Origin of the sequence: Aeromonas sp. 600886, from assembly GCF_049174935.1 — a bacterium.
Lineage (GTDB): Bacteria > Pseudomonadota > Gammaproteobacteria > Enterobacterales > Aeromonadaceae > Aeromonas > Aeromonas veronii_A.
On the sequence record NZ_JAAKUB010000002.1, the window covers coordinates 1 to 20,954 of the forward strand.

Sequence of the window (20,954 nt, forward strand, 5' to 3'; positions counted from 1 at the left end):
TGGTGCGCCCGAGAGGATTCGAACCTCTGACCACCTGGTTCGTAGCCAGGTACTCTATCCAGCTGAGCTACGGGCGCCCTGTTTTAAAACGATAAAAAAAGCTTACTTATCAGTAAGCCTTTTCCAAAGTGTCGACTTGCTGATGGTCAACACATGACTCTTGCTTGAGTCGTAATATGGTGCGCCCGAGAGGATTCGAACCTCTGACCACCTGGTTCGTAGCCAGGTACTCTATCCAGCTGAGCTACGGGCGCAAATGGCGGAGAAGGGGGGATTCGAACCCCCGATGCGGGTATAAGCCGCATACTCCCTTAGCAGGGGAGCGCCTTCAGCCTCTCGGCCACCTCTCCGTTTGCGGGGCTGATAATACTTCACAGGGATTTTTAGTCAAACACTTTTTTGGAGAAAAAAGTGCGTTCGCTCAGCATTTGGTCAAAGCGTGGAATATTCAAACAATATCGGCACTTATCCCGCAGTTTCGCGCCCTGCAGGGCAATTTCAGGGGGCCGGAAAAACAAAAGGCGACACATGAGGTGTCGCCTTGTCACAGCCATGAAAGTGGCTTAGAAGCCCGGTTGGCCCGGAACTTTCTCGGCCTGGATGCGCTGGTAGATCTCTTCGCGGTGTACGGAGACCTCTTTCGGCGCGTTAACACCGATACGGACCTGGTTGCCTTTAACGCCCAGTACGGTGACAGTTACTTCATCACCAATCATCAGGGTTTCCCCAACACGACGAGTCAAAATAAGCATTCGCTTGCTCCTGTATCCTGTTTTGTTTTTATATCGATATGCGACATTATCTAACAAAGATACCGATATGGTAAATGGTTGAAACTAAATCAATCAGAGATTGTTAGCCCAAGGGCTGCTCTTGCGGTGCCTGATCCAACCCGAAAGCCGCGTGCAGGGCTCGCACCGCCAACTCCAGATACTTCTCGTCAATCACCACAGAGATTTTGATTTCAGAGGTCGAGATCAACTGCATGTTGATCCCCTCCTCGCCCAATACCTTGAACATGGTGCGCGCAACACCGGGATGGTTCCACATGCCGACACCGACAATGGAAACCTTGGCAATTTCGCCATTTCCCTGCACGCAGGAGGCGCCAAGTTCGGTGGCGGTCTCCTCCAGCAGTGCCCGGGCGCGGCGATAGTCATCACGATTCACCGTGAAGGTGAAGTCGGCGGTGCCATCTCCCAGGGTGTTCTGCACAATCATGTCGACATCAATGTTGGCGTCGCTGATCGGATTCAGGATCTGCGCGGCAACGGTTGGTCTGTCCGGCACGCCCAGAATGGTCAGGCTGGCCTCGTTGCGGTTAAAAGCGATCCCGGATACCAGGGGAGCTTCCATCCTATCACCTCCATATGTGATTAAGGTTCCCTCTCCATCGATAAAGCTCGACAGCACCCGCAGCGGGACGCGGTACTTGCCCGCAAACTCCACCGAGCGGATCTGCAGCACCTTGGCGCCGAGACTGGCCATCTCCAGCATCTCCTCGAAGGTGATGGTGTCGAGACGACGCGCCTTGGGCTCGATGCGCGGATCCGTGGTGTATACCCCATCCACATCGGTAAAGATCTGGCACTCATCGGCCTTGATGGCCGCCGCCACGGCAACCGCCGTGGTATCCGAACCGCCGCGGCCCAGCGTCGTGATGGCGTTATGCTCGTCACGGCCCTGGAAACCGGCGATCACCACCACCTTGCCCGCAGCCAGTTCGGCCTGAACCAGCTCGGTGTCGATGTGGGTGATGCGCGCCTTGCCATAGGCGGAATCGGTGTGAATCCGTACCTGATCTCCGGTCATTGAGACCGCAGGACAACCGCGTTTGTTCAACGCGATCGCCAGCAGCGCTATGGTGACCTGCTCACCGGTGGAGACCAGTACATCCATCTCCCGCCGGTTGGCATCAGGATCCAGCTGCTGGGCCATGCCCAGCAGCCGGTTGGTTTCGCCCGACATGGCGGAGACAACCACCACCACGTCGTGTCCCTGGGCGCGGGTCTGCTCGACCCGCTCAGCTACCGCCTCGATCCGCTCCAGTGTGCCGACCGAGGTGCCGCCGTACTTCTGTACATAGAGTGCCACAGATCACCTCGCCCGATTACAGGCGCTCTTCCAGCCAGGAGTGAACGGATTGCAGCGCTGCCGGCACCGCCTCAGGCTGGGTACCACCCGCCTGTGCCATGTCCGGACGGCCACCGCCCTTGCCACCCACCTGCTGGGCAACCAGATTGACCAGCTCACCGGCCTTGACCTTGCCGGTCAGGTCGTTGGTGACGCCCGCGATCAGGTTGACCTTGCCATCGGCACAGGTGGCCAGCAGCACAACACCGGACTTCATCTGGTTCTTCAGTTCGTCCAGCATGCCGCGCAGGGATTTCGGATCGGCCCCTTCCAGCGCTGCAACCAGCACCTTCTGACCGTTGATCTCGATTACCTGGCCCAGCAGGTCGTTACCGGCCTGAGCGGCCAGCTTGGCCTTGAGCTGCTCCAGCTCGCGCTCCATCATCTTGGCCTTGTCCAGCATCTGGCGAACCTTGTCGGCGATGCAGAACTGGTCACCTTTCACCAGTGCAGCAGCCTCTTCGATCTGCTCGCCGACCTGATGCATGAAGTCGATGGCCGCTTTGCCGGTCACCGCTTCGATACGGCGCACGCCAGCTGCGATACCGCTCTCGGCGATGATCTTGAAGAAGCCGATATCACCGGTGCGCTTGGCGTGAGTACCGCCGCACAGTTCGGTGGAGTAGTCGCCCATGCGCACCACGCGCACGTCGTCTTCATATTTTTCACCAAACAGCGCCATGGCACCGGCGGACTTGGCCGCTTCCAGATCCATCAGCTGGGTGGTGATTTCGTGGTTGGCGCGGATCTGGTTGTTGACCAGCTCCTCGACCCGGCGAATGGTCGCCATGGTCAACCCCTCGAAGTGGGAGAAGTCGAAGCGCATGCGCTCGGCACCAACCAGAGAACCTTTCTGGGTGACATGCTCGCCCAGTGCCTGACGCAGGGCAGCGTGCAGCAGGTGAGTCACGGAGTGGTTCAGGGCGATGGCCTGGCGACGATCGCCATCAACCACGGCTTCCACTTCGGCGCCCTTCTCCAGGGTGCCCAACTCCATATAACCCTTGTGGATGATCGCCTTGCCAGCTTTGACGGTATCGGTCACGGCGAAGATGCCGTCGTCCACTTTCAGGGTACCGCTGTCGCCAATCTGGCCGCCGGACTCGGCGTAGAAGGGGGTCTCTTCCAGCACGATGACCGCTTCGTCACCGGCGATAAGACCGCTCACCTCTTCCACACCCTTGTAGATACCGACCACACGGGTACGCTCGGTCAGGGTCTTGTAACCGGTGAAGGGAGTCTCGAAGTCGAGCTTGAGCATCTCGTTGTAGTTCACGCCGAAGCTCGAGGCCTCTTTGGCACGAGCACGCTGCTTCTCCATCTCGGCCTTGAAGCCCTCTTCGTCGATGCCTATCTCGCGCTCGCGCACCACGTCGGCAGTCAGGTCGGCCGGAAAGCCGTAAGTGTCATAGAGCTTGAACACCACTTCGCCCGGAATAACCTTGGCATCGCCCAGGTTGGCCAGAGCATCTTCCAGCAGCAGCAGACCGCGATCCAGAGTCCGGACGAACTGCTCCTCTTCGATGCGCAGCACTCGCTCGACCAGCGGCAGCTGGGCGATCAGCTCGGCAGCGACGTCTTTCATCTGCACGGCCAGCTCGGCAGCCAGTTTGTAGAAGAAGACATCGGTAGCGCCCAGCTTGCGACCGTGACGCACGGCGCGGCGGATGATGCGGCGCAGCACATAGCCACGGCCTTCGTTGGACGGCATCACGCCATCTGCCACCAGGAAGGCGCAGGAGCGGATGTGGTCAGCGATGACGCGCAGGGACTGGTTGCTCAGATCGGTAGTACCGACAATCTCGGCCGCTTTCTTGATCAGCGCCTGGAAGATGTCGATTTCGTAGTTGGAGTGGACACCCTGCATGATGGCGGAGATCCGCTCCAGACCCATGCCGGTATCCACGGACGGACGCGGCAGCGGCTCCATGGTGCCGTCAGCCTGACGGTTGAACTGCATGAAGACCACGTTCCAGATCTCGATGAAACGGTCACCATCCTCTTCCGGTGAGCCGGGACGGCCACCCCAGATGTGATCGCCGTGGTCATAGAAGATCTCGGTACAGGGACCGCACGGGCCGGTATCACCCATCGCCCAGAAGTTGTCGGAAGCGTAAGGGGCGCCCTTGTTGTCACCGATGCGCACGATGCGATCGGCCGGGACACCGACCTCTTTTTCCCAGATGTCGAAAGCTTCATCGTCAGTCGCGTAGACGGTCACCAGCAGGCGATCTTTCGGCAGCTGCAGCACCTCGGTCAGGAAGCCCCATGCAAACTTGATGGCATCCTGCTTGAAGTAGTCACCGAAGCTGAAGTTACCCAGCATTTCGAAGAAGGTGTGGTGACGAGCGGTATAGCCGACGTTTTCCAGATCGTTGTGCTTACCACCGGCACGCACGCAACGCTGGGAAGTCGTCGCGCGATTGTAGGCACGCTTGTCTGCGCCAAGGAACACATCCTTGAACTGGTTCATACCCGCGTTGGTAAACAACAGGGTCGGGTCGTTATGCGGTACCAGCGAGCTGGAGGAGACAACCTGGTGCCCCTGGGAACGGAAATACTCGAGAAACGCAGCGCGAATCTCTGACGTGGACATATACATGGAAAATCCTGCTTGATTCGAATACGGACTTTTAACCGCATTAATGTAAGTTTTCTGCGGGGTAAAGTAAAACGGACAGGGCCGCCACGGGCGAAAAAGCGCACATAAACGGGCCAGAGAAGAGCGCCGCTGCCCACAGTGGCTTTTTTCACTGTCGAGAGGCAAAAAAGCAGCGCAGAAAGAGGGATGAGATGAACAAAAGGCCGCTTTTTCGGGATTGCGCTCGCAACCTACTGAGCCGGCAGGAAAAACCGGCCACAAGGAGAGGTAAGACGGCTGTTACCACGCAGTGGCGTTACTCCTCCCGCTCCTGCAGGGCCGAGATGGCATAACGGGCCTGATCCTGGGTAAAGCCGCGCCCCAGCAGATATTTGAGCCACTTCATCCGCAGCTTGAAATCCGCCAGATCGGCCATCCGGGCGCGCCGTTCGAGCAGGGCAAACGCCAGTTCGAACCAGTCCAGCTCCGGCTGATCGAATGCGGCATCAATCTGCATATCGTCGAGCCCCTTGCGGCGCAGATCGAAGCGGATCTTTATGGGGCCATGCCCTTTGGCGGCACCGGCACGTACAGCCATACCGCCGTAACGTTCGTCATTGACCCAGTTGTAACCGCGGCAGTAGTCGACCACCGCCTCGATCACCTCTTCATTGAAGCCCTGCTGGCGCAGCCGGTTGGCCAGCTCTGACTCGGCACTCTCGCGGCGGGCCAAACTGCGCATGGCAAAGGCGCGGGCGGCGGCAAGCTGCTCGGCAAAGGTCGGTTCGGCAGGCTCGACCGGTTCGGTAACGGATTCATCAACCATCATAAATAACAAGGCCGGGTATCTACCCGGCCTTCCTTTGTTCCTTATTCGAACTCTTGTTCGCTTTCGGCATCGAACTCGTCTGCCTCAACCGGTGCAGCCTTGTCATCGACAGGCACTGCGCCGGAGAGCAGCAGCTCGCGCAGGCGGGCTTCCACTTCACCAGCCATCACCTTGTTCTCGGCGAACAGCTTCATCACGTTGGCCTTGCCCTGACCGATCTTCTCACCGTTGTAGCTGTACCAGGCGCCGGCCTTGTCGATCAGCTTGTGCTTGACGCCGAGATCCACCAGCTCGCCCTCTTTGGAGATACCGGCGCCGTAGAAGATCTGGAATTCAGCCTGCTTGAAGGGCGGGGCAACTTTGTTCTTGACCACTTTGACGCGAGTCTCGTTACCGACCACTTCGTCACCTTCCTTGATGGCGCCGATACGACGGATATCCAGACGCACGGAGGCGTAGAACTTGAGCGCGTTACCACCTGTGGTGGTCTCCGGGCTACCAAACATAACGCCGATCTTCATCCGGATCTGGTTGATGAAGATGCACAGGCAGTTGGCGTTCTTGATGTTGGCGGTCAGTTTGCGCAGCGCCTGGGACATCAGACGAGCCTGCAGGCCAACGTGGGAATCACCCATCTCCCCTTCGATTTCCGCTTTCGGCGTCAGGGCCGCCACGGAGTCGACGATGATGACGTCAACCGCATTGGAGCGCACCAGCATGTCGCAGATTTCCAGCGCCTGTTCGCCGGTATCCGGCTGGGAGATGAGCAGGTCGTCGACGTTGACGCCCAGCTTGGCAGCGTAGATAGGGTCGAGAGCGTGTTCCGCATCGACGAAGGCACAGGTTTTGCCTTTCTTCTGGGCTTCCGCAATCACCTGCAGGGTGAGGGTGGTTTTACCGGAAGATTCCGGGCCGTAGATCTCGACGATACGGCCACACGGCAGACCGCCAATGCCCAGCGCCACGTCCAGCGAGAGGGAACCGGTAGAGATGGCTTCGATATCCATGGTCTTGCTGTCGCCCAGACGCATGATGGAACCTTTGCCGAACTGCTTTTCAATCTGACCCAGCGCAGCCGCCAGTGCCTTCTGTTTGTTCTGATCCATGCCAATCTCCGCTGGAAATCGTGAGTAAGAAGTGAAGTTGGGCTAAGTATACTGTCTATTCATACAGTATCAAGCCCAATTTATCTGAGCAGGGCCAACAGACCCGACAAGGCCTGTCTCACCGCCTGCTGACGTACCTGCCGGCGATCCCCGTCGAAGCGGGCGAGCAGGGAGTGGTGACGGCCATTGCGGTCGGCCCAGGCGAACCAGACGGTGCCGACCGGCTTGCCCTCGGTGGCGCCGCCGGGGCCGGCGATGCCACTGATAGCAACGCTGATGGAGGCAGACGAGTGCGCCAGCGCGCCGCGGGCCATCTCCAGCACCACCGCCTCGCTCACCGCGCCGTGCCGCTCAAGACTCTCGTCGCTCACCCCCAACATCTGCTGCTTGGCCTCGTTGGTGTAGGTGACAAATCCGCGATCGAACCAGCCGGAACTGCCCGCGATGTCGGTGATGGCGCTGGCCACCCCGCCGCCGGTACAGGATTCGGCGGTCGTCGCCAGCCAGCCACGCTGGCCAAGGGCCCGTCCCAGCTCGATGGCAAGGTGCTCTATCTCTGCATCCAGTTTCATCACGACTCCTTCTGATCCGCTTAAGAGGCATATTATGCGATCCCGCTAGCGCCGCCCGCAACCACGGCAGACCGCCCTTGCCTGCCGTAATTTGCGGTGCCGCACCTGTGTCATGCCTTCAATAGTGCAGAACAACCGCGCCCGGAACACCCGCTCCCCCGGCGCGGCGCTTATGTGTAGAATGGCGCCATCAAGCTCAAGGCTCATCACCGCAGACACTGGCCCGCAGAGGCCCCTTCTGGAACAGAACATGACCGCACAACACCAAGCCAGCGGCGCCACAGGCTCCGCTCCCGGCGCAAATCTGAGCGCCCACACGCCCATGATGCAAGGGTGTTTACATGTTGATTTTAATGTGCTTTTTTGAAATTTATCTATCTTTCTACGCTTTAACCTACGCTATGAACACCCTTCATGATTGAGCCTCTTTTACCAATCCTGCACCCACATCCCCAATGAAGGGCATTGTCCAAACATAACAACCAGTATGCTGCTTAACAGCGCACACAAATAAAAACACGACTACATCCTATTCAATGAAATTTCAAACCTATATCACCTACATGAGTTAGCAGGCTGAATGTCTGCATTTCACAATTCCTGGAGGAGATATGGCTCACCTGATCGACACCATGGCCTACACCGGCCAAACCCCTTGGCATGGCCTTGGCAATGTTTTGCCTCCGCAACAATCTCTCGATATCTGGCTACAGGCAGCCGGGATGGATTGGACCATCGAGCAGAGCGACGTGATGTTTAACGTCGCCTCCGATGCACTGCATATCCGTCCCTACAGCGATAGCAAGGTGCTGTATCGCTCCGATACCCTCACCCCTCTGTCGGTGGTCTCAAGCCGCTACAACGTGGTACAGCCTCACGAGGTGCTGCACTTCTATCAAGATCTAGTGGAAGCCGGTGGCTTTGAGCTGGAGACTGCTGGTTCGCTCAAAGGCGGCCGCAAGCTGTGGGCACTCGCTAAGACCGGCCAGGATCTAAAACTCAAAGGCAATGACTTGGTAAAGTCCTATCTGCTGCTGGCGACCAGCTGCGACGGCACGCTCTGCACCACGGCGCAGTTCACCTCGCTGCGGGTAGTCTGCAACAACACCCTACAGATGGCACTGCGCGGTGCTACCGGCGCCATCAAGGTGCCCCACTCTACTCAGTTCGATGCCGCTGCCGTCAAAGAGTCGCTCGGGCTGGGGCTCTCCCATTGGGATGAGTTCAAAGTCCAGACTAAGGAATTGGCACAACGGCCCGTCACCCCCGAAGAGGCGCTGCGCTTTTTCAGCGACTTGCTGGCGCAACCGCTCGATGAGGAGAACATCATTCTCACCAAGCCGGTACAACGACTGCATGAGCTCTATCAGGGTGCAGGCATGGGCTCAGAACTTGCGAGCTCCCGCAATACCGCCTGGGGGCTGGTCAATGCGGTCACTGAATACGTGGATCACCACCGCCGTGCCCGCAGCCAGGATCACCGGCTCGATTCCGCCTGGTTCGGTCAGGGCGCCCAACTCAAATCCCAAGCCTTGAATCAGGCACTCACTCTGCTGCAGTAATTACGCTTCCCCATTCAAACCGCATAACGACCTCACCCGGACTGGCGCAAGCCAATCCGGGCGTCGCCATTTATGCCGTCAACAAGGAATAGTCATGAAATCAAAAGCCAAATACGGCCAAGCCCTGCGGCTAGCCTCTACTACCCAGTTAACCCGCGAGCAGTGGCTCGCTATCCGCAAGCTCGGCATTGGCTCCTCCGATGCCGCCGTGGCAGTGGGGCTCTCTCCCTACAAATGTCCGCTCAGCCTGTGGCTGGAAAAGACCGGTCGCAAGGAGCCAGAGGATATCTCCCACAAGGACGCGGTGCTGTGGGGCATTGAGCTGGAGCCGGTGTTGGCGCAGGTCTATGCCAAACGCACTGGCTACAAGGTTCGACGGGTCAATGCGGTACTGCAACACCCCGAGCATCCTTTCATGCTCGCCAACCTCGATCGGGAGGTAGTCGGCCATCCCGATGGGCCGGGCATTCTGGAGATCAAGACCGCCAGCTATCACAGCGCTCCCCAGTGGGAGGAAGGAGTGCCGGTGGCTTATCAGTGTCAGGTACTGCATCAATTGGCGGTTACCGGCCATGCCTGGGCTGAGGTGGCAGTGCTGATCGGCGGCCAGGATTTTCGGATTTACCGCATCGAGCGCGATGAGGAGAAGATCCAGGATCTCACCGAGCGGGAAGCGCAGTTCTGGCAGATGGTGCAACAAGACCAGCAGCCCGAGCCTGACGGCTCCAATGATGCCGCCAATGCCCTGAGCTGGCTGTTTCCGCGTGACGATGGCCAGACGGTAGATCTCTCCGATTCTCCCGAGTTCAACCAGCTGTTTGGGGAGCTGCTGCGATTGCGTCAGCAGAAGGAAGCTGTCGAGCTGCAGGAGTCGCAGCTCAAGCAGCGGCTGCAAGCCACCTTGGGTGAAGCGACAGCCGGGCTGTTTGCCGATGGCAAGATCACCTGGAAGCGCAGCAAAGACCGGCTGGCGCCGGATCTGGATAAGCTCGGTCAGGATCATCCCGACCTGCTCACCCGTTACGTCAAACCGGTGCCCGGCGTGCGCCGTTTCACCATTCAACCCTTGAGGCAAACTCCATGATCAAAGGACTGGCGATCACCCCGCCCGTGATCGGGCGGATCTGCATCGGCAAGCTGGTGCAAAAACAGGATAAATGGGTACCGGAGAAGGACGACAGCTTCACCCTCACCACCCAGGTACAACAAAAAGGGGGATGGTTACTCCATCCCCTGCATCAACACTACTCATCGCAAAAGAGTGGCCAAGGGCAGGAACAAACCAAGATCCGCGCCATTCCGGTGCGGGTGCTGTTCAACGATAGCGACTTGAATCTACGGGCGGAATATAGCGCCTTTGACCGTCAAACCGGCAGGCCGTTGTGTGTCGGGAATGGGGAGGTGGCGAGACGAGTGGGGGCGCAAGGCATGGAGGAAGTCAGCTGCCCTGGACCAGAGCGCTGCGCCTTTGCAGGGCAACAGGGCTGCAAGCTGTACGGTCGACTGAACCTGTTTGTGGAGGGGCAAGGGGATGAGCTGGGTAGCTTTATCTTCCGCACCACCGGCTACAACTCGGTGCGCACTCTGGCGGCTCGACTGAAGTACCTGGAGGCTGTGAGCGGGGGCCATACCCGCTATCTGCCGCTCACTCTACGGCTGCGGGCCAAGAGCACCACCCAGTCCTACCGCACCCCGGTCTACTACGTGGATTTAACCTTGCGGGAGGAAACCAACCTGACCGAGGCAGTCAGGCTCGCACAGGAGGCGGCCCAGCGTGACCAGGAGGCAGGCCTTGCAATCGACCAGATGGAGCAAGCCGCTCGTGAGCTGCTGCGTAACGGCCAGTTTGAGGATATTGATGAAGAGGTACCGATGCTGCTGGAGGAGTTCTATCCCGAAACCAACAGCGACGAGACGGCGAATGGTAACGCTGGTGTGGAGGCGACTACTTCGCATGCCGCACCGCAAAGCCAAGCAACCAGAACGCCACAGAGGCCGCAACCAAGAAGGAGTCCACTCACCAACAAATTGGGGAAAGGGAACCCATCCCCTCCCCAGTGAATGGCGGGTGATCAGCGGGGACGCGCCAACCGCTCCACCAACCGTTCTACCGTTTCCAGCAACAGGGTTCGGTCAGCATCATCGAGCCGAGCCAGTTGCTGGCTCAGCACAATGCCCTGCTCGGTCGGGCGGTTACTGGTCTCACGCAGAAAGTCGGCTAGCTCACAACCAAACAGTTGAGCGAGCTCCGCCAGCCGCACCACGGTCGGCACCACAATTCCCCGCTCCATTCGAGAGACGGCTTCCATCCCGATATTGAGGTGTTCAGCCACATGCTCTTGCGTGAATCCGGCTTGAGTACGCTTGTGGCTGATCGCCTTGCCAACGCTCTTGGCTAACAGCTCAAGGTTGATATCTGTCATGGGTCCTCCAGTCAACCTCTATGGTTGACCATGGACCCATTGACGATAAGGACTCAAAAGGTAGACTAAAGACTTAATGAGTCCATAAACGGCAATTGGTGCTGATTTGACACAGATGCGAGGCCCTCAACCAATAAACCAGCGTGACCAACTCGCAACAGGTGGGCTCCATAAGACCCTTTTACTAAACGACCAAGGAAACAAAACATGGAAAGACTGACTTATGAAGATCTAGGTACTGACAAGCTGGCCTCACTGATCCGTGCACGAAAATCTTTCGAAGTCGTGGGGCTATCTGGGCGTATGAGCGCCGCTGTGACAAAACTTGAAAACAGCATCGAACCTGCCGGGCTGAAATGCCGGGTGTATACCAAGGGCCGGATCGCCGCAGCAGGGGCCAGCGTCTTTGGCGGTATTACCGGTCTAGCCGGGATCGCATCTGCCGTCACCATCGCGGCACATAATCTCGCCACTTACAATCCAGACTATGAAATCGTTAAGCACTTGGTGGATAACTCACTCAGCGTGCTTTACAAAAAATAACCACGTTAATGGCTCATCTAAATCCTTGAGCCTTTAGGAGTCACAGGGATGAAAAAACTCTTCATTACCTCAACAGCACTGCTGCTGTGCGGCAACGCCATGGCGTATGGCGAGGCCGGACGCTGGAGCAGCGGCTGGGGTCAGGGCACCAGCGAATACACGGCGGTGGTCAACGAGCAAAACAACCTCTATATCGCCTGTAATGACACCCGCAAGGTCAGCATGACGGCCACCGTGCAGGGCAAGGAGTACGGCTCTTATGCTGGGCAGGCTTTCTCCATCGTCGTCGATGGCAGCCAATACGATGCGCCCTATGAGACCGAGTCCCGTGTCGGTGAGAACAATTTCTTCGACATGTGGGGCAAGCTACGCAAGGCCAAGTCGATCAGAATTTTGACGGCTGACGGCAAGCAGCTCGCACTGCCGACCCAAGAGGTGGCATCAGTTCTGCCCGCCACCAATACCCCCGAGTTTAACTGCTTGATGTGGGACCAATAGGTCACACCCATTCCCATCCAAGAGGAGGCATTTGCCTCCTCTTTTTATTTCTGCCATTCACCCACTCTTGAAGGAGACGCACTATGCCCCCCTGCATTCCCCCTGAATGCGAGCCGTTCGATCACCAAGGCTTTTGGCACAAACTCTGGGCCTTTGCCAAACGTGCCGGTCGGCCCTTTATCGAGACCTGCCTGTTGCTCTACTACACCAGCCAAAAGGATGATCTGCCGCTTTGGGCCAAGCTCCTGATTTACAGTGCGCTGGCCTACTTTATATCGCCCATTGATGCGATCCCGGATGTGTTGCCGATGGGACTCACCGATGACATCGCGGTACTGAGTGCAGCTCTCGCCAGCATTGCCGCCTTTATTGATGAACAGATCCGTGCCCGTGTGGCCAAAAAAATGCGCGAGCTGTTCGACCAAGATTAACCCCCACAAGGAGTACACCATGGCCATTCCCTTTTTCCGGGAGGGCTTTGCCCTGCCCGTTGCCCAAGCTTTGCTGGTTCTGCTCAACCAAGAAGTCGCTAAAACCGAGCTCGACATCGAGCGCTTAACCCAACTGACCTTCAACTTTCGTAACCCCGGCTACAGTGCCGCTCAAGGCGGCGTGCACCCAGTCGAGATCCGGCTGATCCGTGGGCTCGATGGCTGGCTGTTCGATTACGTCACCGACTTCAGTTATCAAGGGCTGGGCTCGGATGCCGAGCTCAGCAAGGAGCTCGATTTCAACTTCCTTGATGGGGAACACACCATGCTGGGCTGGGGACCGCTGCGGCTGGCCGAAGCGCGGGAGCTGTTCGATATCTGGCAGAGCAACTTCATTGCCTACTGCCGGTTGGAGTGTTTCAGCGTCACGGTCGCAGGAGATTAGGAGGACACGATGAGCCAAGAATTAGCGCTCTCCCACTACTCACGTCAGTGGTTGGGACAAGTTGTCGCCAACGCCAAGATAACCCCCACCCGCAGTAGTCAGCGATGGCTGCTGCACCTGACACCGGATAGTCCACACATCCGCACAGTCACCCTGCAGGTCCGTTGGTCAGGCGTGCAGTGGCAACTGCTCACCATCAGCAATGCCGAGGACTGGCACACCATGAGCCAGCCGAGAGATGAGATCTGCATCGCCCCCAAACGTCGCTGTTTCTGGCGTTGCCAAGCTGGACCCGTGCCGCTCACCGAGCGGCCTCGCGTACTGGCAAGTTTCCTGGCTGACCTGCAGCGGATCTGCACCCATCGCGGCTATGTCGTGGAGAGTGGCCCCATCGCCGACAAGGAGAGCGAAGATGATTAACGCCGTGATCGCCATCGAGCTGGAGGCTTATCTTGAGCACAATGGTCAGATTGAAGCAGTGCATGACCAAGGCCAGCCGGTGGCCGGTTACGCTATCTATCTACGCTATGAAAACGAACGGGGTGACAGACTGGCGCAATGGCTGTGCGATCATCCGGATCACCGCTGGCTAACCCAGTTAGGCACCATGCTCGCCACCAGTTACCACATTCCGCTACACGACTACACCCCGCACACCTTGGCGGCCTGAACACAGCCAGCCAAGCCTGCGGTCACACCCCATTCAGTAACCCATTAACCAACTACTTCGCCTAGCCTGCCGCGTCCAATGCGGTGGGGCGATGGCGTATGGAGCCTAATCATGTTGCATCAAAAACTCACCGCCGGGGAGCAACCCGGCACCTACCGGGTGACTGACCTTGTCACCGACGATGACCTGCTCACCATCGCCCAAGCTGTTGCCCGGCAGAAACTGGCCAAGGGAGAAGCTATTACCGATAAACACTTGGCCCATCAGGCCCTGCAAGGGCTGCTGCAAACACGAGATCGAGAAGTTTTTGCGGCACTGTTCCTCGATAACCAACACCGGATCCTGGCCTACGAGGAACTGTTCCTTGGCACCCTGTCCGCTGCGACCATCTACCCCCGCGATGTCGTCAAGCGAGCACTGCCCCACAATGCTGCCGCCCTGATGCTGGTGCATAACCACCCGTCGGGATACCCGGAACCCAGCCGGGCAGATATCGAGATCACCCTGCGCCTACAGAATGCCCTGGCACTGGTGGATATCCGGATTTTGGATCATCTGGTCGTCGGTACTGAGGGTGTGGTGTCGCTGGCGGAACGAGGGAATTTGTAACTACCACGCCGGTCAGGGAGCCCATGGAGGAAGAAGGCATGGCCAGCAGTGAGCTCTACAACGACTTACCATCATTAGGAGTACACAGAAAATGGGAACCATAGGGAGTTGGGGATTACACACCCAAGTTCAACCACGTTTTGGCGCACGTGCAATTGTTGAACGAAGCAGGGTTTCCCTGCTTTGGGATCGCTGCGGCGTCTATGGCGATGCTGACGAGCAATGGCTCACCGACATTGATACCGTTATACCGAGTTTTATTGAGCGCCTTAGCAAGCTCTTTCAACAAGGAGAACTACTGAGTGACCAAGATAAATTGGTGACGTTGCAGCAAGGGGAATGGGTATGTCTGGCTAATCCCAAAGCCAGCTACGGATATCTCTATCTGGATGTCTACCGGCAGGAATGCGGTAATGTTCAAGCCACGAAAAGATAAATCTGAGGCAGAGGGTGAGCATGTAGCTCACCCTACCTGAGACTTCTTTTTTTGGCTGACTACTGAACCCCTAATGCCTTGTAGACGGCATCCACCGGATCAGCATAAAAGCTGATTTGAAACTTGGAGAAGATCTCCGCCGGTACGGTTGGAATATCCGAGGCTGACGCCATCGGCAGTAATACTCGTTTTCCGCCACTGTCCATTGCCAGTTGCAGACTGCCAGCCAAATCCTCAACCGGATTGACCACACCGCCTAGCGTCATGTCACCCAGCACCACCATCTGCTCCTGCACCGGCTTGCCCATCAGAATGGAACAAAACGCCACCAGCGCGGCCAGACTGGTTTTGGTGCTAGGGCCGGAGTTATGTAGCTCGACCACATGCAAATGGTACTCATGCTCGGAGAACTTGGCCGTTGCGCTGACCCGATTCAGGTTGCCTTTGAAGTAATCGAAACCGACCCGGATCGCCTCCTTCGCTGGCGTATTGGAACCTAGGCCTGAGGTTTAATGCTTGCCGTTATCTGGCGCCATCCGTGCCCACAAACGATACGCCGTCACTGATATTAACCTTTGGCGTCGATTAGGCCAAGGCTGGAAATCACTGAGCAGTGCACCCAGAACATATTACAACTGTAATGCGTATAGGAATAAGTTTGAGGAGTAGGGAATATACGATATTAGCATGGTGTATCACGATGACTTAGAAGAACGTCATCTGCTATTGCATAATGTGCTGAACTATTTGCTCAAATTTGATGAAATGCTACTGACTGTGATGTATGAGCTCTTCAGAAGCATAGGTAAAATGGAAGTGCCCCGCAGAAGATGGAAAGGTGGTAAACCACGTTTTCTGCAGTGATATCAAGGCGGTAAGATAGCGCATATTTATAACATATGCGTACCCCTCTTGAAATACAGAACCCGTGATATGGTGCATCACGGGTTCTGAGTAGTTAGAAGTTAGCTAAGAATGTTTAAGTCTAGTATGGGACTAAAAAGACTCGACTCCCGCTCAGAGTATATGCACGGAGGCGGTGTTAGTTGTGCCGCTCGGTACCAGAGCACCGGAGACCATCACAACCACGTCACCTTTCAGACCCATGCCGATTTCCAGCGCGGCTTCTTTACCGATGCGATAGAAATCGTCGGTAGAGGCGATGCTGTCAACCACGTGGGCAACCACACCCTTGGTCAGAACCAGCTGGGCAGCAGTTTTCTTGTTGGTGGTGATAGCCAGGATCCAGGCTTTCGGGAAGTACTTGCGAATGGCCTTGGCAGATTTGCCGCCTTCGGTAGCGACCACGATCAGCGGGGCGTCCAGCTTCTCGGAGGTCTCTACGGCGCCTTTACATACGGCTTCGGTGATGCGCAGCTTGTTGCTGTCGTTGGCAGCAGACAGGTTGGACGGCATCACGGCATCGGTACGCTCGCAGATGGTGGCCATGATGGTCACGGCTTCCAGCGGGTACTTACCCTTGGCGGATTCACCGGACAGCATCACTGCGTCGGTACCGTCCAGGATGGCGTTGGCCACGTCACCAGCTTCGGCGCGGGTCGGACGCGGGTTCTTGATCATGGAGTCCAGCATCTGGGTGGCAGTGATAACCACTTTGCGGGCTTTGTTGCACTTGGCGATGATCATCTTCTGGGCGAAGATAACCTCTTCAACCGGGATCTCTACACCCATGTCGCCACGAGCAACCATGATGCCGTCGGAAACAGCCAGGATCTCGTCGAAGTTGTCCAGACCTTCCTGGTTTTCGATCTTGGAGATGATCTGGATGTTCTCGCCACCGTGGGCCTTCAGGTGCTCACGGATTTCCAGAACGTCTTCTTTCTTGCGGATGAAAGAAGCAGCAACGAAATCAACGCCTTGCTCGCAACCGAAGATCAGGTCGCGCTTGTCTTTCTCGGCCAGGGCCGGCAGCTTGATGGAGACGCCCGGCAGGTTAACGCCTTTGTTCTCGCCCAGGTCACCGTTGTTCAGCACTTTACAGATAACTTCGCGCTCGGTGATTTCGATAACGTCCAGACCGATCAGGCCGTCATCAACCAGGATGCGGTTGCCGACGCGCAGATCGTTGGCGAAACCTGCATAGGTCACGGCCACTTTGTCTTTGTTGCCAACCACGGTCTGGTCGGTGGTGAAGGTGAAAGTCTGGCCAGCGACCAGCGCGACGTCGTTGCCGCCTTCCAGCTTCATGGTACGGATTTCCGGACCCTTGGTGTCCAGCAGGATAGCAGCGTGCTTGCCGGTCTCTGCCATCACAGCGCGCAGGTTGCTGATGCGGCTGCCGTGCTCGGCGTAGTCACCGTGGGAGAAGTTCAGGCGCATGACGTTCATGCCGGCGTCCAGCATTTTGGCCAGCATTTCTTTGGATTCGGTCTTCGGACCGATGGTGCAGACAATTTTGGTCTTTTTCATGTCAATCTTCATGGTGCTGTTGTCATCTCTTTAATATGAAATAGTCAGCGGGTCAGGCCAAAGGCGGCCAACGCCGGCAGTCCTCTGCCCTCCCGATCAAACAGGGCCTGGTTCTCCCAGCCATTGCCGAGGGGCTCATCTATCCCGAGGAACGCCATGCCAGCGCGACTGGCCCAACTGTCGCCGGGGACCCGGATCCAGCCCGGCTCCCAATAGACAAACCCGAGCCCGAGCTGATCCGGCACTGCGGCAATAGCAGCACGCAGTGCATCGAGAAACGCTAGTTGCCCCTCGGGCGTCGCAGCAAACCCGCCGCGTACGGCCTCCTGCTCACCGAAGGCGTTACGAACCTCGTCCTGGTTGACGGTGTCATGCCCATAGGCGGTCTCAACGACCAGCAGCGGACGCCTGATTTGGGTGGCAAGGCTGTTCATGGTGCGCGAGAGGTCGCCCAGAGATCCGTGCCAATATGGGTAGAAGGAGATACCCACCAGATCGAACGGCACATCGCGTACCTGCATCGCCTTGAACCAGCGTAGGCACTGAGCCTCATCCCCTCCTTCAGCAAGATGTAGCATCAGTCGTGGGGTGATACCCCCCTCGCTGCCAGCACGGATCCCGGCGATGGCCGCCTTGAGCAACTGGGCTAATCGATCGAACCCCTCCTCTTCTTCTTGCCGGTGTAGTTGCCCCTGCGGCCACAGCATGCCGTTATTGAGTTCGTTGCCGACCTGCACCATTTGCGGTTGCACCCCGGCCTCGCGCAGGCGTTGTATCACGGCGGCGCTGTAATCGTGCAGCATTGCCGCCAGCTCTGCATCCGACTTGCCTCGCCAGGTCCGTGGCGTGTGCTGCTTGCCAGGGTCGGCCCAGAAGTCGCTGTAATGAAGATCGAGCAACCAGGGCAGGTTGAGGGACCGGCTTCGCTGCGCCAGTGCAATCACCTTTTCCAAGTCATTGTTGCCACCACCAAAGGGTTCCCCCTTGGCCGAACGGGGATCGACCCACAGCCGCAGGCGTACCAGGTTGAGGCCACGCTTGCGCATCAGGGTTAGCAAATCCCCCTGCCGCGTTCCGTCTTGATAGTGAACGCCCAGGCGCTCGAGTTCGGCTAGGGTGGAGACATCCGCCCCTCGGATAGCCAGGTTATGAGGAGCGGCACCAGCCCCTGCACTGATGGCTCCCAGCATGACCAACAGTGGCCAGCTCAGCGGGGGGCGCATCCTAGTGCTGCTCCGGCTCGTGCAGCTCGAACCACTGACCGAGATCACGACGCAGGTTGTCCGAGCGTTTGCCGAAGATGGCCTGCACCTCGTCGCCGATGATGATGACGCCTATGGCGCCGAGACGCTGCAGCGCCTCGCTGTCGACCGGCTGCAAGGCATTGACCCTGACCCGCAGCCGGGTCAGGCAGGCGTCAAAGCCCACGATGTTGTCGCGCCCGCCAAAGGCAGCGATGAGCGCGGTGATGGCCGCTTCGTCCAGCCCGGAGAGCGGTGCCTCGGCCGATTTCTCCTCCTTGTGGCCGAGGGCCGCGGCGAACAGCCGCTTGAAGTCCTGCATCTTGACCATTTGAACCTCCTAAACGTGAAAAAAGAGGGCGAAGCCACTGGCTCCGCCCCGCAATCAACGGGCGCGACGCAGCACCCGGCAGCCGAATGGAGGCAGCACCAGTGAATCGCTCAGCGCCTCACCGCTCACCATGTCACTGTGACCACCCGGCAGAGTGACCAGGCGCTCGGCGTTGGCGAAGTTTTGCACAAACACGAACACCTGCTTACCATCGCTGCGGCACTGGGCGGTGACCCCCTCCGGCAAGGCTGGCAAAGCACGCGGCAGGGCCAGGGTCTCGATGAGATGGCCAAAGAAGTCGTGTTGGAACGCCAGATCATTTCGCGAGGCGACATAATAGGCGCGACCTGTCCCGTGCTCGTTGACCGTCACCGCCGGACGTCCGGCATAAAAGTCACCGTCATAGCTGGCCAGGGCCCTCGCGCCTTCCAGGTGGATGAGATCGCAAAGGTGAGTGACTTCGTAAGGGCCGCAGAGTCCGGCTTCGTTGCCAGCAAGACCCGAGACGGCGTTACGTTCCTCGTCATAGAGACCGTCTATCTCCTCTGCCCAGATCCCAAGGACCGGGCGTAGCGGCCCTGGGAATCCCCCCAGGTGACAGAGATCGGTCTCGTTGACGATGCCACTCCAGTAAGTGGTAACAAACTGCCCACCTCGTTTGACAAAGGCGTCAACCCGTTCGGCAAAGCCATCGCGCACCATGTAGAGCATCGGGGCGATAACCAGGTCATAGCCATCAAGCGCGCAGTCGGCATTGATGACATCCACCGCCACCCCGGCCTCCCAGAATGGGCGGTAGTGCTCGGCTACCGTCTTCTCGTAGAAGAGGCCGGCATTGCGCGGCCCCTGGGCATTGTCCATGGCCCAACGGCTCTCCCAGTCGAAAATGATGGCCACTTTGGCCTCGACGCGGCTGCCAGCGACCTCTTGCAACTTGGCTAGGATCTCGCCTAGCGCCTGCACCTCGCGGCCCACCCGGGTATCGATGTGACCAACGTGATCGACCACGGCGCCGTGGAACTTCTCGACCGAACCACGGCTCTTGCGCCACTGGAAGTACTGCACCGAGTCGGAGCCGTGGGCTACCGCCTGCAAGGAGGAGAGGATATGCATTCCCGGCTTCTTGAGCTTGCTGATGGGCTGCCAGTTGGTCAGGCTCGGGGTCGACTCCATCAGGAAGAAAGGTTTGCCTCCCTTGAGAGTGCGCATCAGGTCGTGATACATGGCGGTGTACGCCGCCAGGGTCGAGTCATCGCCACTGTTGTGCCAGAGGGGGTAGCTGTCCCAGGAGATGAAATCGATCTCCTTGGCCAACTGCCAGTAGTCATAGTCGTAGAAGTACTCCATGAAGTTGGTGGTGGCCGGCAGGCTCGGGTTGGCCGCCTTCAAGGGCTTGATCTCCTCGGCACAGAAATCGCTCACCTGGGCGGTATTGAAACGCTTCCAGTCTAGGTTGAGGCCGTGGATCGAGCTCTCGCCGATGGGAGACGGGGATTCGATCTGTGACCAGTCGGTGTAGGTATGGCTCCAGAAGCTGCTCCACCAGGCGTGATTGAGCGCTTCTATGCTGCCATAACGAGCCTTGAGCCAGTCACGAAAGCGCTCCTGACAAAGCTCGCAGTGGCACTCGCCGCCGTACTCGTTGGAGATGTGCCAGGCGATGACACCGGGATGATGGCCGTAGCGTTCGGCCAGGGCACCGTTGATAGCGCGCACCTTGTCACGATAGACAGGCGAACTCATACAGTGATTGTGACGGCCACCGTGCAGTGCCTTCACACGTTCCTTGCTGACCCGCAGCACCTCGGGATAACGCTGGGAAAGCCAAGCCGGACGAGCACCACTTGGTGTGGCGAGGAAAACTGACACACCGTTTTCGTGCAAGCGATCGAGCACCGTATCGAGCCAGCCGAACTCATAGTGCCCCTCTTGTGGCTCCAGGGAAGACCAACTGAAGATGCCGACCGACATCACGTTGCAGCGGGTTTGCTTCATCATCTCGAGATCGCGCTCGAACACCTGGGGATCATCCAGCCACTGATCCGGGTTGTAATCAGCACCATGCAGCAGGGCGGGCACGCGTTCACTGAGCGGGGGAAACTTGAACATCACAC

At 58.0% G+C, this 20,954-nt stretch carries 23 protein-coding genes and 3 tRNA genes; 11 read left to right on the forward strand and 15 right to left on the reverse strand.

The features are described 5' to 3' along the window. The 9 genes from G5179_RS01875 to pncC form a co-directional block, all read right to left on the reverse strand. Nucleotides 1-77: transfer RNA gene (locus tag G5179_RS01875), tRNA-Arg, on the reverse strand. Between the two features lie 100 nt (nucleotides 78-177). After that, nucleotides 178-254: transfer RNA gene (locus G5179_RS01880), tRNA-Arg, on the reverse strand. Nucleotides 255-257: 3 nt separating this feature from the next. Further along, nucleotides 258-350 (reverse strand) — tRNA-Ser (locus G5179_RS01885). Between the two features lie 213 nt (nucleotides 351-563). Further along, nucleotides 564-752 carry a carbon storage regulator CsrA gene (csrA, locus tag G5179_RS01890; RefSeq protein ID WP_005336053.1) on the reverse strand — a complete coding sequence of 63 codons (189 nt, stop codon included), beginning with the start codon at nucleotides 750-752 and terminating at the stop codon, nucleotides 564-566. A 103-nt stretch (nucleotides 753-855) separates the two neighbouring features. Beyond that, entirely contained in the window at nucleotides 856-2,094 is a 1,239-nt protein-coding gene (locus G5179_RS01895) for an aspartate kinase (protein ID WP_111809428.1), read from the reverse strand. 16 nt (nucleotides 2,095-2,110) lie between these two features. Continuing rightward, nucleotides 2,111-4,735, reverse strand: coding sequence for an alanine--tRNA ligase (gene alaS, locus G5179_RS01900; RefSeq protein WP_139405126.1), 2,625 nt, complete (start codon nucleotides 4,733-4,735; stop codon nucleotides 2,111-2,113). 295 nt (nucleotides 4,736-5,030) lie between these two features. After that, complete coding sequence (locus G5179_RS01905) at nucleotides 5,031-5,540, reverse strand: regulatory protein RecX (protein ID WP_139405140.1); 510 nt, start codon at nucleotides 5,538-5,540, stop codon at nucleotides 5,031-5,033. Between the two features lie 44 nt (nucleotides 5,541-5,584). Next, nucleotides 5,585-6,649 carry a recombinase RecA gene (recA, locus tag G5179_RS01910; protein WP_005348744.1) on the reverse strand — a complete coding sequence of 355 codons (1,065 nt, stop codon included), beginning with the start codon at nucleotides 6,647-6,649 and terminating at the stop codon, nucleotides 5,585-5,587. A gap of 80 nt (nucleotides 6,650-6,729) precedes the next feature. Next, nucleotides 6,730-7,221, reverse strand: coding sequence for a nicotinamide-nucleotide amidase (pncC, locus tag G5179_RS01915; protein ID WP_421257768.1), 492 nt, complete (start codon nucleotides 7,219-7,221; stop codon nucleotides 6,730-6,732). 611 nt (nucleotides 7,222-7,832) lie between these two features. Here pncC and G5179_RS01920 point away from each other — a divergent pair. The 3 genes from G5179_RS01920 (at nucleotide 7,833) to G5179_RS01930 (ending at nucleotide 10,844) form a co-directional block, all read left to right on the forward strand. Next, nucleotides 7,833-8,783 carry a DUF932 domain-containing protein gene (locus tag G5179_RS01920; protein ID WP_421257769.1) on the forward strand — a complete coding sequence of 317 codons (951 nt, stop codon included), beginning with the start codon at nucleotides 7,833-7,835 and terminating at the stop codon, nucleotides 8,781-8,783. A 94-nt stretch (nucleotides 8,784-8,877) separates the two neighbouring features. Further along, the gene (locus G5179_RS01925; protein WP_421257770.1) at nucleotides 8,878-9,867 is read left to right on the forward strand and encodes a YqaJ viral recombinase family protein; all 990 of its coding nucleotides are present in this window, start codon (nucleotides 8,878-8,880) and stop codon (nucleotides 9,865-9,867) included. Further along, nucleotides 9,864-10,844 (forward strand): hypothetical protein, encoded by a 981-nt coding sequence (locus tag G5179_RS01930; RefSeq protein ID WP_421257771.1) that lies wholly within the window; start codon nucleotides 9,864-9,866, stop codon nucleotides 10,842-10,844. Before G5179_RS01925 ends, G5179_RS01930 begins: the two co-directional genes overlap by 4 nt. Nucleotides 10,845-10,855: 11 nt before the next feature. On the opposite strand, the gene G5179_RS01935 is transcribed toward G5179_RS01930, so the two are convergent. Beyond that, the gene (locus G5179_RS01935) at nucleotides 10,856-11,206 is read right to left on the reverse strand and encodes a helix-turn-helix domain-containing protein (protein ID WP_101530889.1); all 351 of its coding nucleotides are present in this window, start codon (nucleotides 11,204-11,206) and stop codon (nucleotides 10,856-10,858) included. A gap of 207 nt (nucleotides 11,207-11,413) precedes the next feature. Here G5179_RS01935 and G5179_RS01940 point away from each other — a divergent pair, with 207 nt between their 5' ends. The 8 genes from G5179_RS01940 to G5179_RS01975 all read left to right on the forward strand — a co-directional run bounded on the left by G5179_RS01940 (nucleotide 11,414) and on the right by G5179_RS01975 (nucleotide 14,838). Next, on the forward strand, nucleotides 11,414-11,749 hold the full coding sequence (locus G5179_RS01940; protein WP_042658366.1) for a hypothetical protein: 336 nt from the start codon (nucleotides 11,414-11,416) through the stop codon (nucleotides 11,747-11,749). A 48-nt stretch (nucleotides 11,750-11,797) separates the two neighbouring features. Beyond that, nucleotides 11,798-12,247, forward strand: a complete 450-nt coding sequence (locus G5179_RS01945; RefSeq protein WP_421257772.1) for a hypothetical protein — start codon at nucleotides 11,798-11,800, stop codon at nucleotides 12,245-12,247. A gap of 83 nt (nucleotides 12,248-12,330) precedes the next feature. Further along, nucleotides 12,331-12,678, forward strand: coding sequence for a YkvA family protein (locus G5179_RS01950; protein ID WP_100654379.1), 348 nt, complete (start codon nucleotides 12,331-12,333; stop codon nucleotides 12,676-12,678). A 19-nt stretch (nucleotides 12,679-12,697) separates the two neighbouring features. Beyond that, on the forward strand, nucleotides 12,698-13,123 hold the full coding sequence (locus tag G5179_RS01955) for a DUF2787 domain-containing protein (protein WP_100654380.1): 426 nt from the start codon (nucleotides 12,698-12,700) through the stop codon (nucleotides 13,121-13,123). Nucleotides 13,124-13,132: 9 nt separating this feature from the next. Then, on the forward strand, nucleotides 13,133-13,543 hold the full coding sequence (locus G5179_RS01960) for a hypothetical protein (RefSeq protein WP_421257773.1): 411 nt from the start codon (nucleotides 13,133-13,135) through the stop codon (nucleotides 13,541-13,543). Next, a complete protein-coding gene (locus tag G5179_RS01965; protein WP_100654382.1) occupies nucleotides 13,536-13,793 on the forward strand; it encodes a hypothetical protein in 258 nt (85 codons plus the stop codon). Before G5179_RS01960 ends, G5179_RS01965 begins: the two co-directional genes overlap by 8 nt. A gap of 111 nt (nucleotides 13,794-13,904) precedes the next feature. Continuing rightward, nucleotides 13,905-14,402: a RadC family protein gene (gene radC / locus G5179_RS01970; protein ID WP_421257774.1), complete on the forward strand. Its 498-nt coding sequence runs from the start codon at nucleotides 13,905-13,907 to the stop codon at nucleotides 14,400-14,402. Nucleotides 14,403-14,493: 91 nt separating this feature from the next. Then, nucleotides 14,494-14,838, forward strand: coding sequence for a type IV toxin-antitoxin system YeeU family antitoxin (locus tag G5179_RS01975; RefSeq protein ID WP_082177875.1), 345 nt, complete (start codon nucleotides 14,494-14,496; stop codon nucleotides 14,836-14,838). A 59-nt stretch (nucleotides 14,839-14,897) separates the two neighbouring features. On the opposite strand, the gene G5179_RS01980 is transcribed toward G5179_RS01975, so the two are convergent. The 5 genes from G5179_RS01980 to G5179_RS02000 all read right to left on the reverse strand — a co-directional run bounded on the left by G5179_RS01980 (nucleotide 14,898) and on the right by G5179_RS02000 (nucleotide 20,949). Continuing rightward, nucleotides 14,898-15,308, reverse strand: coding sequence for a S16 family serine protease (locus G5179_RS01980; RefSeq protein ID WP_266134617.1), 411 nt, complete (start codon nucleotides 15,306-15,308; stop codon nucleotides 14,898-14,900). Between the two features lie 547 nt (nucleotides 15,309-15,855). Next, a complete protein-coding gene (pykF, locus tag G5179_RS01985) occupies nucleotides 15,856-17,268 on the reverse strand; it encodes a pyruvate kinase PykF (protein WP_421257775.1) in 1,413 nt (470 codons plus the stop codon). 44 nt (nucleotides 17,269-17,312) lie between these two features. After that, on the reverse strand, nucleotides 17,313-18,491 hold the full coding sequence (locus G5179_RS01990; protein WP_421257776.1) for a glycoside hydrolase family 53 protein: 1,179 nt from the start codon (nucleotides 18,489-18,491) through the stop codon (nucleotides 17,313-17,315). Between the two features lies 1 nt (nucleotide 18,492). Further along, nucleotides 18,493-18,840 carry a glucose PTS transporter subunit EIIB gene (locus G5179_RS01995; protein ID WP_042080911.1) on the reverse strand — a complete coding sequence of 116 codons (348 nt, stop codon included), beginning with the start codon at nucleotides 18,838-18,840 and terminating at the stop codon, nucleotides 18,493-18,495. Nucleotides 18,841-18,894: 54 nt separating this feature from the next. Then, on the reverse strand, nucleotides 18,895-20,949 hold the full coding sequence (locus tag G5179_RS02000; RefSeq protein ID WP_100654386.1) for a beta-galactosidase: 2,055 nt from the start codon (nucleotides 20,947-20,949) through the stop codon (nucleotides 18,895-18,897). Nucleotides 20,950-20,954: the final 5 nt, after the last annotated feature.